The organism is Bacteroides sp. 2_2_4 (assembly GCF_000157055.1).
In the GTDB taxonomy this organism is placed as follows: Bacteria; Bacteroidota; Bacteroidia; order Bacteroidales; family Bacteroidaceae; genus Bacteroides; species Bacteroides ovatus.
Genome location: NZ_EQ973355.1, coordinates 755,208 through 768,781, shown reverse-complemented (window position 1 = coordinate 768,781; position 13,574 = coordinate 755,208). Strand labels below are relative to the sequence as shown.

Here is a 13,574-nt window from a genome sequence, read left to right as displayed (position 1 = left end):
AAAAAAGTGCTATATTTGCGACCGACAATTATTTTATTAAACGTTTAAAGCAAATTTAAAAGGTATGAAAACTAAATTATTTTTGGCTGCTGTAGCAGTAACATTTTCTTTTGCAATGATGTCTTGTACTGGTAACAAAACTACTAACGCTGCTTCTGAAGGTGAAGAGACAACTGTAGAAACAGTGGAAGCTGTTGTTGAAACTGATTCTTGCTGCCAGGCTAAGGACTCTTGTGCTACTGCTTGCGACAAAAAAGCTGATTGCGCAGAAAAGAAAGAATGTTGCGATAAGAAGTAATCTATTGATTTAGAACAATAAAGAAGGAGAGGGAGAGAATGGTTCAACATTCTACTCCCTCTTTCTGTTTTAATAAACATATCGCTTTATTCGTGATACATTTTTGCTAATAATCGGCTTTAACTTATGAAATGATATTTTTTTCGATAAAAAAGTAACGTATTATTTGGTGGTAAAGAAATAATCCATACCTTTGCACCGTCAAACTAATAAAAGAGACAAGAAATGAATCAGATGTTTATACATATTCTACTATGCGGTATTATTATTCTACTATCAAAGGTTAGTGGAAGTGAGTGCTGCGCGTAAATGTGTATAAATGAAAATATACGAAAGCCTTTCTCACTTCCAAGTGTGAAAGGCTTTTTTTAATGCTAATAATTATATAATATACATAAGAATATGGACAATAGGTTATTTATTTTTGATACCACTCTTAGAGATGGTGAACAGGTTCCGGGATGCCAGTTGAATACAGTAGAAAAGATTCAGGTAGCAAAGGCATTGGAAGCGTTGGGAGTAGACGTGATTGAAGCCGGATTCCCCATTTCGAGCCCGGGGGATTTTAATTCAGTAATTGAGATTTCAAAAGCGGTGACTTGGCCTACTATCTGTGCTTTGACCCGCGCAGTTCAAAAAGATATTGATGTAGCCGTAGATGCACTGAAATTTGCTAAACATAAACGTATTCACACCGGTATCGGTACTTCTGATTCGCACATTAAATATAAATTCAATTCGAATCGTGAAGAGATTATCGAACGTGCAGTAGCTGCTGTGAAATATGCCCGCCGTTTTGTAGACGATGTGGAATTTTATGCAGAAGACGCAGGCCGTACGGATAACGAATATCTGGCACGTGTGGTAGAAGCTGTCATCAAAGCGGGAGCTACCGTAGTGAATATCCCTGATACAACAGGTTACTGCTTGCCTTCAGAATATGGCGCCAAGATAAAATACTTGGTTGACCATGTAGACGGCATTGATAATGCCATACTTTCTACTCACTGTCATAATGACTTGGGTATGGCTACTGCCAATACGATAGCCGGTGTTTTGAACGGTGCGCGTCAGGTGGAAGTTACCATCAACGGTATTGGCGAACGTGCAGGAAATACTGCTCTCGAAGAAATCGCCATGATTATTAAGAGCCATCACGAAATAGATATTCAAACCAATATCAATACGCAGAAGATTTATCCGACCAGCCGTATGGTATCCAGCCTGATGAATATGCCGGTACAACCCAATAAAGCAATCGTTGGACGTAACGCTTTCGCACACTCTTCAGGTATCCATCAGGATGGCGTATTGAAAAATGTACAGACGTATGAGATTATCGATCCGCATGATGTGGGTATTGATGATAACTCTATCGTATTGACTGCCCGCAGCGGACGTGCTGCATTGAAAAATCGTCTTTCTATATTGGGAGTGAATCTGGATCAGGAAAAACTGGATAAGGTATATGATGAGTTCCTGAAGTTGGCTGATAAGAAGAAAGATATTAATGATGATGATATTTTAGTATTGGCAGGTGCAGACCGTAGCCAGAACCATCGTATCAAACTGGATTACTTGCAGGTGACGAGTGGTGTCGGTGTTCGTTCGGTAGCTAGTTTGGGATTGAATATTGCCGGTGAGAAGTTTGAAGCTTGTGCCAGTGGTAATGGTCCGGTAGATGCTGCCATCAAAGCATTGAAAAAGATTGTAGAACGCCACATGACTCTGAAAGAGTTTACTATTCAGGCTATCAGTAAGGGAAGTGATGATGTAGGTAAAGTGCACATGCAGGTAGAATACGATAACCAGATTTATTATGGTTTTGGTGCCAATACAGATATTATTGCTGCTTCGGTAGAAGCCTACATCGACTGTATTAACAAATTCAAATCGTAAAAAAGAGATTGACAGTCGGTTTGGTATTACAGAGATTGATTGAAAGAGTAAATAGTAATTAGTAAAATAGTAAATAAACAGATGAATACATTATTTGATAAGATATGGGATGCCCACGTGGTGACTACTGTGGAAGATGGCCCTACACAGCTTTATATTGATCGGTTATATTGTCACGAAGTGACTAGCCCGCAGGCTTTTGCGGGATTGCGTGAACGTGGAATCGGAGTATTGCGTCCCGAAAAGGTATTTTGTATGCCCGACCATAATACACCGACACACGATCAGGATAAGGAGATTGAAGATCCGATTTCTAAAACGCAGGTGGACACGCTGACGCAGAATGCGAAGGATTTTGGTCTTACACACTACGGCATGATGCATCCGAAGAATGGTATTATTCATGTGGTAGGTCCCGAACGTGGTTTGACCTTGCCGGGAATGACGATTGTTTGCGGTGACTCTCACACTTCTACTCACGGTGCAATGGGAGCGATTGCTTTCGGTATCGGAACGAGCGAGGTGGAAATGGTGCTGGCTTCACAATGTATTCTCCAGTCGAGACCGAAAACAATGCGTATCACTGTAGACGGTGAACTGGGTAAAGGGGTGACTGCAAAGGATGTGGCTCTGTATATGATGTCTAAGATGACTACCAGTGGTGCTACGGGTTACTTCGTGGAATATGCAGGTTCGGCTATCCGCAATCTGACAATGGAGGGACGTCTTACCCTTTGCAACCTTTCTATTGAAATGGGTGCGCGTGGTGGTATGGTTGCTCCGGATGAAGTGACTTTTGAATATATCAAAGGACGTGAAAGTGCTCCGCAAGGCGAAGCATGGGACAAGGCTTTGGCTTATTGGAAGACATTGAAGAGTGATGATGATGCCGTGTTTGATAAAGAAGTCCGTTTCGAAGCGGCTGATATTGAACCGATGATTACCTACGGAACGAATCCGGGTATGGGTATGGGAATCACACAGCATATTCCTACTATGGAAGGAATGAGTGAAGCTGCACAGGTTTCGTTCAAGAAATCAATGGAGTATATGGGATTCCAACCGGGTGAATCTTTGTTGGGTAAGAAGATTGATTATGTATTCCTTGGTGCTTGTACAAACGGTCGTATTGAAGATTTCCGTGCATTTGCTTCCATCGTGAAAGGTCGTAAGAAAGCGGAGAATGTAATTGCATGGCTGGTTCCGGGTTCATGGATGGTAGACGCACAGATCCGTAAGGAAGGAATCGACAAGATATTGACGGAAGCCGGATTTGCTATCCGTCAGCCGGGATGTTCTGCTTGTCTGGCAATGAACGATGATAAGATTCCTGCCGGAAAGTATTCGGTATCTACCAGCAACCGTAATTTCGAAGGACGTCAGGGCCCCGGTGCACGCACTTTGCTGGCTAGTCCGCTGGTAGCTGCCGCTGCTGCGGTGACAGGTGTGATTACCGATCCGAGAGAGCTGATGTAATTTAACCGTAATTCGTAAATCATTAAATTGTAAATAAGACGATGGCTAAGACAAAATTTAATATAATAACAAGTACTTGTGTACCTCTTCCTTTAGAAAACGTAGATACTGACCAGATCATTCCGGCACGTTTCCTGAAAGCAACCACTCGTGAAGAAAAATTCTTTGGTGATAATCTTTTTCGTGACTGGCGTTATAATGCTGACGGTTCCCTGAACAAGGATTTTGTGTTGAACAATCCTACTTATAGCGGACAGATATTGGTGGCAGGAAAAAACTTCGGTTCGGGTTCCAGCCGTGAACACGCTGCCTGGGCTATTGCAGGATATGGTTTCCGCGTGGTGGTATCCAGTTTCTTTGCCGATATTCATAAGAATAATGAGTTGAACAACTTTGTGCTGCCGGTGGTTGTTACCGAGGAGTTTCTGCAGGAGTTGTTTGATTCGATAGAAGCGGACCCGAAGATGGAAGTGGAAGTGAACCTTCCCGAACAGACCATCACCAACAAGGCGACAGGTAAAAGTGAACATTTCGAAATCAATGCTTACAAGAAACTTTGTTTGATGAACGGATTGGACGATATCGATTTCTTGTTGAGCAATAAAGATAAAATAGAAGAATGGGAAAAGAAGGCGTGAAAATAGAAATCATGGACACAACGCTCCGTGATGGTGAACAAACCAGCGGAGTATCTTTCGTGCCTCATGAGAAACTAATGATCGCCCGTTTACTGTTAGAAGATTTAAAGGTAGACCGGGTGGAGGTTGCTTCGGCGCGTGTGTCGGACGGTGAGTTTGAAGCCGTGAAGATGATTTGCGACTGGGCGGCCCGTCGTAGTCTGCTCCATAAAGTGGAAGTGCTCGGCTTTGTCGACGGGCATACTTCTGTCGATTGGATTCAGCGTACCGGCTGCCGTGTGATAAATCTTCTTTGTAAAGGTTCACTGAAGCATTGTACGCAACAACTGAAAAAGACACCGGAAGAACATCTGGCGGATATCATAAGTGTGGTGCATTATGCCGACGAACAGGATATAACCGTCAATGTTTATCTGGAAGATTGGAGCAACGGTATCAAAGATTCTCCCGAATATGTATTTCAGTTGATGGATGGATTGAAAGAGACGAGTGTCAAGCGTTTTATGTTGCCTGATACGTTGGGTATCTTGAATCCTTTGCAAGTGATAGAGTATATGCGGAAGATGAAGAAACGTTATCCGTATACTCATCTCGATTTCCATGCGCACAATGATTATGATTTGGCTGTGAGTAATGTCCTTGCCGCGGTATTAAGCGGTGTCAAAGGATTGCATACAACCATCAACGGACTGGGTGAACGGGCAGGAAATGCTCCTCTCGCAAGTGTGCAGGCTATCCTGAAAGACCATTTCAATGCGGTGACAAATATCGACGAAAGCCGTTTGAATGATGTCAGCCGGGTAGTGGAGTCTTATTCGGGAATTGTGATACCTGCCAATAAACCGATTGTAGGTGAGAATGTCTTTACGCAAGTGGCCGGGGTGCATGCCGACGGGGATAATAAGAATAATCTCTACTGCAATGATTTGCTTCCCGAACGTTTTGGCCGCAAGCGCGAATATGCATTGGGTAAGACAAGCGGTAAAGCAAATATCCGTAAGAACCTCGAAGATCTCGGATTGGAGCTGGACGAAGATGCTATGCGCAAGGTAACGGAACGCATCATCGAGTTGGGCGACAAGAAAGAACTGGTTACACAGGAAGATTTGCCGTACATTGTTTCGGATGTGTTGAAACATGGAGCAGTGGGTGAGAAGGTTAAACTGAAGAGCTATTTTGTGAATCTGGCTCATGGGTTGAAACCGATGGCAACGTTGAAGATAGAAATCAACGGAAAAGAGTATGAAGAGAGTTCAGGCGGCGATGGTCAGTATGATGCTTTTGTTCGTGCGCTGCGTAAGATATATAAGGTGACATTAGGACGTAAATTCCCGATGTTGACCAATTATGCGGTAACCATTCCTCCCGGTGGACGTACGGATGCATTTGTGCAGACAGTTATCACGTGGAGTTATGATGAGCAGGTGTTCCGTACCCGCGGACTCGATGCCGACCAGACAGAGGCTGCCATCAAGGCTACTATGAAGATGTTGAACCTCATCGAAGATGAATACGAGAAGAGCAAGTGAGAAACAACTTGCCCGAAGAATGTTTTTTATAAGAATATATAAATAGAAGAATAAACGATTATGGATTTTAAAATTGCTGTATTAGCAGGCGACGGCATCGGACCGGAGATCTCTGTGCAAGGTGTAGATGTGATGAGTGCCGTTTGCGAGAAGTTTGGTCACAAAGTAAGTTACGAATATGCAATCTGTGGAGCTGATGCGATTGATAAAGTAGGCGATCCGTTTCCGGAAGCAACTTATCAGGTTTGTAAAGAGGCGGATGCTGTTTTGTTCTCTGCCGTAGGTGATCCGAAATTTGACAATGATCCTACTGCCAAGGTACGTCCGGAACAAGGCTTGCTGGCTATGCGTAAGAAACTGGGTCTTTTCGCTAATATCCGTCCGGTACAGACATTCAAATGCCTGATCCACAAATCTCCGTTGCGTGCGGAGTTGGTAGAGAATGCCGATTTTATCTGTATCCGTGAGCTGACCGGAGGTATGTATTTCGGTGAAAAGTACCAGGATAATGATAAGGCGTATGATACAAACTATTATACTCGTCCGGAAATCGAACGTATTTTGAAGGTGGCTTTCGAATATGCGATGAAGCGTAGAAAACATCTGACTGTGGTAGATAAGGCAAATGTGTTGGCTTCTTCCCGTCTGTGGCGTCAGATTGCACAGGAAATGGCTCCGAACTATCCGGAAGTGACAACTGATTATATGTTTGTGGATAATGCTGCAATGAAGATGATTCAGGAACCTGCTTTCTTCGATGTGATGGTAACGGAAAATACATTCGGTGACATCCTGACTGACGAAGGTTCTGTAATCAGTGGTTCTATGGGCTTGCTTCCTTCTGCTTCTACAGGTGAAAGTACTCCGGTATTTGAACCGATTCACGGTTCATGGCCGCAGGCTAAGGGATTGAACATTGCTAATCCGTTGGCACAGATTCTTTCTGTAGCTATGTTGTTCGAGTATTTCGACCTTAAAGAAGAGGGTGCATTGATTCGTAAAGCCGTAGATGCTTCTTTGGATGAGAATGTACGTACGCCGGAAATCCAGGTGGCTGACGGTGCTAAGTACGGAACAAAAGAAGTAGGACAGTGGATTGTTGATTATATCAGGAAAGCTTGATAAACCCGGATAAAAAAGTAAAAGCCTGGCATCGGATAACGGTGTCAGGCTTTTACTTTTTAGTTCGAAATATGTTGTGTTCTACCAACTTTTAATAGTGGAGTATAGAACGATACCGAGTATAGTCAGTAATCCTACATAAATAGTGACTGACCATTGTTTTATTTCTTTTCTCTTCGTGCGGGTGGAAGGTTCCAGATAGATGGCTGCTTTGTGGGCGATAGTGCAGAACAACCAACCGCCGAATCCTCCGATAATACCTCCTACGAGTAAATCACCGGGATAATGTACACCCAGATATATACGTGTGTAGCAGTTGAGTATTGCCCAGGTCAGGATGAAAATGCTTAGCCAACGTTTACGGAACAGGAATATGACAAACATGGCAAGACCTAATGAATTGGCGGCATGGCACGATGGGAAACCGTAGCTTCCTCCGCGGTAACCATTTACGATATATACTAGATCTACAATCGGGTTCTCCGGATTGGCGGGACGCAGACGTGCTACTACCGGACGAATGATGCTGCTGCACATCTGGTCGGCAAAGGTGATAGTCAGTGCAATGGCAGCCACGTAGCACAGTACTACTTTCCAGTGGAAGTTTTTTAATAAAATATACAATATAGTGGCATACATGGGAATCCAGATGAATTTACCCGTGAAAGAACTCATGAAATAATCCCAAAAAGGGGAATGTATACCATTGAAATACAGGAAGATATTTGTATCTATCTCCGAAAGATATTGGACAATTCCGGTGTGTATCATCAGACTTTATTGATCTATTTTTAATGTCGCAAATATACAATAAAGAATAGAAAATTGTCCTATATTACTTTATAAATATTCAATATAACTCATTTCCTAGCGTTTCGCCAGGTCGTCGTAGAGCTTCTGCAGGAACGCTTTTCCCTTTTCCAGATTGGCTCCTTTGGCGGTACCTTCGTCCAGTTGCACAGTATTTGCGTCCAGATTGTACACTAATTGGTTATCAGCGGTAATCATTCCGAAATAGTTCGGGCGGGTAAAGTATGCAAAATGAGGAGAGGCCGGATTCATGATATTCTTGCTGAAAGTAAATTCATCATGCGGCAATCCTAATTGGGCAAGCAAGGTGGCGGCAATGTCAATCTGTGAAGCATAGGTATCTACCACAAGAGGTTGTTTGATTGCACCTCCGATTAAAATCAGCGGAATGGTTTGGCCGTCCAGCGGATTTTCTATTGGATACGGATATGCACCCTGATGATCGGGAACGAGTACAAACAGTGTATTTTTCCATAACGGTGTTTCTTGATACTGTTTCACGAAATCTCCCACGCAACTATCGGCATACGCAAAAGAATTGAGGATTTTATCATCCAGCCTGTGGAACGGGACTTCGAATGGTTCGTGGCTGCTTGATGTCTGTACGAGTTTCAGGAACGGTTCTTCTTGTTTTTCTTCTTTCAGGTCTTTCATCAGGCGTTGGAATAAGACGTGATCCTGTGCTCCCCATTTTCCTGTACGTTCGGACAGAGGAAAATCTTTATCGGAAATAATCTTCTCGATGCCGGAAGATACCAGATAAGAGCGCATATTTGTGAAATCGGCATCTCCGCCATAGTAATATTCCAGGTTGTATCCGGCATTTTTCAGGCTGCGCGGGATAGAAGGAAGTTTGTCCGTCTTTTCGGGATATTTCATGATGCTGGTGCTTGGCTGGCCGGGATATCCGCTGATGATGGATGCCAGTCCGCGGTCTGTGCGGAAACTGCTGCCGTAGAAGTTGCTGAATAATACGCCTTCTTTAGCGAATTTATCCATATTGACAGCCACATTGGGTTGTCCTCCGAAAGTTTCCATCAAGTGTGTGGAGAAACTCTCAAGGATAATAAAAATAATGTTCGGACGTTGTGTATTCAATAATTGGGGGATGCTGTCTGTTGCTGCGACAGGTTTGTCTACCATCTCTGCAAATAATTCGTCGGCTATTTTCGGGTCCATGAAGCGATATTGCTTATCGAAATTATTCTGGTGGGTGGCGGAATACATGAAGCTGAATGCCGGATTGATGGCTGCATGATTCATGCGTTGGTCCTGACTGAAATACACCTTGCTCAAATTCATGGTGGATACGCTGAATCCGCCCCGGATAGGGATGAAGAGTGCCGCTGTCAGCAAAAGGAGCGCAAGCGAGACATTCTGACGTCGATAAGGTATTTTCAGGGCNTTTTTCTCCCGGATAAGGACGTAATAGAAAATGAAGTATAAAATTGCTGCATAGATCAGCATTGATAAGATTCCCAATAGTACAAACCAAAAGCTGACGCTTGCCATAGCATCTTTGGGGGAAGAGAAGAAATAGAAAACGGGGGTGGCATCCAGACGGAATCCCCAAAAGCCGTATAATCCCAGGTCGATGATAAAAATGCAGGCCATGATAAAGGCGATTACCCCGAAGTATCCTTGCCGGATGCGGCGGAGTATGGATGAATTGGTCCAGGCGGAGGCGATGAGCAGTAAGCCGGGGATAGCGGTCAGGTAACCTGCAAGAGATAAATCCAGAGGCAATCCGTGCCACATGACGCGGAAGTAGTCACCTAAAGATACATTGGTATATAAGTCATGGTAGTAAACCATGAAGATTGGTTTCTGAAGAACGAATAAAAGAACAAATAAAAAATAGGTCGTGAGAAATTGTATGATTCTCTTTTTCATATCTGTAAACTTAAAAAGATTGAACGGATACAAAGTTACTATACTTTTCCTTATCTTTCTCATGAAGTGATATAAAACATACCTTTTTTTCCATATCTTTGTCGTGTCTGTGACAAAAATAAAGTAATAAGATGGCAAAGATTGCAAGGAAACTAACAGATTTAGTGGGGAATACCCCTTTGATGGAACTTTCCGGTTATAGCGGAAAGTACGGTCTGGAACAAAATATTATTGCCAAACTGGAGGCTTTTAATCCAGCGGGAAGTGTAAAAGACAGGGTGGCTCTTTCGATGATTGAAGATGCCGAAGCTCGGGGAGCATTGAAACCCGGTGCAACGATTATTGAGCCGACAAGTGGAAATACAGGTGTCGGGTTGGCAATGGTAGCCACTATTAAAGGGTATCATTTGATATTGACCATGCCTGAAACAATGAGCCTGGAACGGCGGAATCTGTTGAAAGCGCTGGGTGCGCAGATTGTATTGACAGACGGGGTAGGAGGGATGGCAGCTTCTATTGCCAAGGCGCAGGAGTTGCGTGATAGTATTCCCGGTTCGGTGATCTTACAACAATTTGAGAATCCGGCTAATGCGGCTGTTCATGAGCGGACGACAGGTGAAGAGATCTGGCGGGATACAGACGGTGAAGTGGCTGTTTTTGTGGCCGGAGTGGGCACCGGAGGAACGGTTTGCGGTGTAGCCCGTGCTTTAAAGAAACATAATCCGGATATTTATATTGTGGCGGTAGAACCGGCGTCGTCTCCTGTATTGGCAGGAGGAGAGGCGGCTCCGCATCGTATTCAGGGTATCGGAGCAAATTTTATTCCCAAACTTTATGATGCTTCTGTGGTAGATGAGGTGATGGGTGTACCCGATGATGAAGCGATTCGTGCGGGACGTGAGTTAGCGTCGACGGAAGGTCTGCTGGCGGGAATTTCTTCGGGAGCAGCTGTGTATGCTGCCCGTCAACTGTCACTGCGTCCGGAATTTAAGAACAAAAAAATAGTAGCGTTGTTATCTGATACGGGAGAGCGTTATTTGTCGACCGAACTGTTTGCTTTTGACGCATATCCATTGGATTAATTCATTCATTATAAAAAAGACCTGAACCATGGTAAGAATAATTATAGCTTTGCTTTTTTGTTTTCCGGCTGTTGCCTTTGCACAAACTTATCAGCAATTGTCCGAGAGAGCCATTGAATGTATTGAGAAAGACAGTCTTCCCAAAGCAGAGGAACTTTTGCTTCAGGCTTTGAAGCTGGAACCGAAGAATGCCAAAAATGCGTTGCTTTTTTCTAACCTGGGATTGGTACAGCGTCGCTTGGGTGAGTTTGATAAAGCGCTGGAGTCTTATTCTTTTGCACTGAATTTTGCTCCTTTGGCAGTTCCTATTTTACTCGACCGTGCCGCTATTTATATGGAAATGGGAAAAACGGACCGTGCTTATACCGATTATTGTCAGGTGCTTGATGAGGATAAGCAGAACAAGGAAGCTTTGTTGATGCGTGCCTATATTTATGTGCTCCGCCGGGATTATCCGGCTGCGAGAATCGATTATAATCGTTTGCTGGAACTGGATCCGCAGAGTTATAGCGGTCGTCTGGGATTGGCTACTCTGGAGCAGAAAGAAGGAAAATTTCGGGAATCTCTTGAAATTCTGAATAAGATGATTACGGCTACTCCTGACGATGCGACGCTTTATATTGCCCGTGCCGACGTGGAACGTGAAATGAAGCATGAAGATCTGGCATTGGTTGATTTGGAGGAAGCGATCCGGTTGGATGCTGCCTCGGCTGATGCTTATCTGCTGCGTGGGAATATCTATCTGGCACAGAAAAAGAAAGGACTTGCCAAAGCTGACTTTGAGAAAGCCATTTCATTGGGAGTGCCTCCGGCTGATTTGCACGAACAGCTTAAGCAGTGCAAGTGACGTATGATTATTCTACAAACTGCCTAATCAAATTAACGAAGTCTTTTCCGTATTTTTTCTTCTTGTATTCTCCGATACCGCTGATTTCTCCGAATTCTTCTATAGTGGTAGGACGGGAAATACTAAGCAGGTGTAATACTTTGTCTGACAAGACGATGTAGGCGGGTAGTGCCTCCTGATCGGCCAGTTGTTTCCTCAATCCGCGTAAGGCTTCGAATAAATCCTCGTTTTCTCCACCTTCCAGGCCGAAAGGAAGTACCTTTGCAACAACCACTTTTTTCTTTTTTCCTTTTTGAGTGGCGACTTCTTCGTGCCGGATGACTGCTAATGTTGCCTTAGCTCTCCCGAAGAGAATATCACTTCCGCTTGCAGTAATTTTAAGATGGTTGTTTTCGTTATAGGCTATTTCAAAGTAGCCGAGTTGCAACATCTGAAGCAGATAGTCTTGCCAGTCACGAGGAGGAATGTCGCGTCCGGCACCGAACGTTTTAAGTTCCTGATACCCTTTTCCGGTTACTTCCGCAGAATAGTTTCCACGGAGAATGTCAATCAGCAATCCTGTGCTGATTTGTTGTTCTGTACGTGCGATGGCGCTTAATGCCTTTTGCACAATGACCGTACCGTCAAATCGTTGAGGAGGATTTTTACAAACATCGCAATTACCGCAATCCTCCGTTGTTGTTTCTCCGAAATAGCTTAACAGGATTCTTCTCCGGCAAATATCGGCTTCAGCATATTGCTGCATCCGTTGTAGCTTTTCCAGATTGATGTTTTGCTGATTACTTTCCGAAGCGAATTTGGTAAGTAATATTAAATCTCCTAATGAATAAAACAGGACAGTACTGCTGGGCAGTCCATCCCGTCCGGCACGTCCTATTTCCTGATAAAAACTTTCTATACTTTTAGGCAGGTTATAATGTATGACCCAGCGGACATTTGATTTATCAATCCCCATTCCAAAAGCAATGGTGGCACATACTACCTGTATGCGGTCGTTAATAAAATCATTCTGTGTTTCGTCCCGGTGTTGGGTGGATAATCCGGCATGATAGACACCGCAGCGAATACCCTGCTTTTGCAACATCTGTGCGACGGTTTCTGTCTTATTTCGGCTCATGCAATAAATAATCCCGCTTTCTCCCCCGTGGCGGTGAATAAATTCTAAGATAGCCTTGTTCTTCTCTTTCGCTTGAAAACCACGTTTCACAGTCAGGCTAATGTTGGGACGGTCGAAAGATGAGATAAAGATACGGGGATGGTTGAGATGTAATTGCCGTACAATGTCTTCGCGCGTGATTTTATCCGCAGTAGCAGTTAGTGCGACAATCGGTATTTGCGGAAATTGTTGGTGAAGCACTCCCATTTGTGTGTATTCCGGACGGAAGTCATGTCCCCATTGTGAAATACAATGCGCTTCATCAATAGCAAACAGAGAGATGTTCATATCCCGCAACAAATAATCCTTTTCTGCTAAAAGTTTTTCCGGTGAAATGTAAAGCAGCTTCAGGCGTCCTTCAACACATGCGCGACGCAGTTGGACGTTTTCCGTTTCGTCATTACTGCTGTTCAGTGCTCCGGCAGCGATGCCATTTGCCAGCAATGCTTCTACCTGATCTTTCATCAATGAGATAAGTGGGGAAACGACAACGGCAGTACCTTTGCAAAGCAATGCAGGGAGTTGGTAGCAGATTGATTTTCCCCCACCAGTAGGCATTAATACCAATGCATCCCGTTTGTTCAGGATGTGGCGGATGATTTCTTCTTGCAGAGGACGGAAACTATCGTATCCGAAATATGTCTTTAGAGTTTCTCTCATTGATGCTGATTTATCCATGCTGCAAAGGTACATTTTTCTTTGGCAATTTTCATTATGTGTAGATTTCAGTTTCTGATATGAATTATAAATAAGTTAAAGTTTCTTATTATTCAACCCTATTCCTTCTTTTTCAAGGTTTTTGATTGTTTATTTAGAAAAAAAAT

At 43.6% G+C, this 13,574-nt stretch carries 11 protein-coding genes; 8 read left to right on the top strand and 3 right to left on the bottom strand.

The genetic code is table 11. The features are described from left to right. The first annotated feature begins 64 nt into the window (after positions 1-64). The 6 genes from BSCG_RS0127180 (at position 65) to leuB (ending at position 6,962) form a co-directional block, all read left to right on the top strand. A complete protein-coding gene (locus tag BSCG_RS0127180; RefSeq protein ID WP_004307193.1) occupies positions 65-298 on the top strand; it encodes a hypothetical protein in 234 nt (77 codons plus the stop codon). Positions 299-700: 402 nt separating this feature from the next. After that, positions 701-2,197, top strand: coding sequence for a 2-isopropylmalate synthase (locus BSCG_RS24145; protein ID WP_004301125.1), 1,497 nt, complete (start codon positions 701-703; stop codon positions 2,195-2,197). An 81-nt stretch (positions 2,198-2,278) separates the two neighbouring features. After that, the gene (gene leuC / locus BSCG_RS24150) at positions 2,279-3,673 is read left to right on the top strand and encodes a 3-isopropylmalate dehydratase large subunit (RefSeq protein WP_004301124.1); all 1,395 of its coding nucleotides are present in this window, start codon (positions 2,279-2,281) and stop codon (positions 3,671-3,673) included. A 41-nt stretch (positions 3,674-3,714) separates the two neighbouring features. Next, positions 3,715-4,311: a 3-isopropylmalate dehydratase small subunit gene (gene leuD / locus BSCG_RS24155; protein ID WP_004307192.1), complete on the top strand. Its 597-nt coding sequence runs from the start codon at positions 3,715-3,717 to the stop codon at positions 4,309-4,311. Next, on the top strand, positions 4,293-5,840 hold the full coding sequence (locus tag BSCG_RS24160; protein ID WP_032849286.1) for an alpha-isopropylmalate synthase regulatory domain-containing protein: 1,548 nt from the start codon (positions 4,293-4,295) through the stop codon (positions 5,838-5,840). Before leuD ends, BSCG_RS24160 begins: the two co-directional genes overlap by 19 nt. Positions 5,841-5,900: 60 nt before the next feature. Next, complete coding sequence (gene leuB, locus BSCG_RS24165) at positions 5,901-6,962, top strand: 3-isopropylmalate dehydrogenase (RefSeq protein ID WP_008774841.1); 1,062 nt, start codon at positions 5,901-5,903, stop codon at positions 6,960-6,962. A gap of 81 nt (positions 6,963-7,043) precedes the next feature. Here the strand turns inward: leuB and BSCG_RS24170 are convergent, their stop codons facing one another. Further along, complete coding sequence (locus BSCG_RS24170) at positions 7,044-7,733, bottom strand: phosphatase PAP2 family protein (RefSeq protein ID WP_008774840.1); 690 nt, start codon at positions 7,731-7,733, stop codon at positions 7,044-7,046. A 96-nt stretch (positions 7,734-7,829) separates the two neighbouring features. Then, the gene (locus BSCG_RS0127175; RefSeq protein ID WP_083793640.1) at positions 7,830-9,665 is read right to left on the bottom strand and encodes an LTA synthase family protein; all 1,836 of its coding nucleotides are present in this window, start codon (positions 9,663-9,665) and stop codon (positions 7,830-7,832) included. Between the two features lie 131 nt (positions 9,666-9,796). Here BSCG_RS0127175 and cysK point away from each other — a divergent pair, with 131 nt between their 5' ends. Both cysK and BSCG_RS24180 read left to right on the top strand, forming a co-directional pair. Then, complete coding sequence (gene cysK / locus BSCG_RS24175) at positions 9,797-10,747, top strand: cysteine synthase A (RefSeq protein ID WP_008774838.1); 951 nt, start codon at positions 9,797-9,799, stop codon at positions 10,745-10,747. A gap of 28 nt (positions 10,748-10,775) precedes the next feature. Beyond that, positions 10,776-11,594 carry a tetratricopeptide repeat protein gene (locus BSCG_RS24180; RefSeq protein WP_004301105.1) on the top strand — a complete coding sequence of 273 codons (819 nt, stop codon included), beginning with the start codon at positions 10,776-10,778 and terminating at the stop codon, positions 11,592-11,594. Positions 11,595-11,601: 7 nt separating this feature from the next. Here the strand turns inward: BSCG_RS24180 and recQ are convergent, their stop codons facing one another. Then, positions 11,602-13,410 (bottom strand): DNA helicase RecQ, encoded by a 1,809-nt coding sequence (recQ, locus tag BSCG_RS24185; protein WP_032849285.1) that lies wholly within the window; start codon positions 13,408-13,410, stop codon positions 11,602-11,604. Positions 13,411-13,574 lie beyond the last annotated feature (164 nt).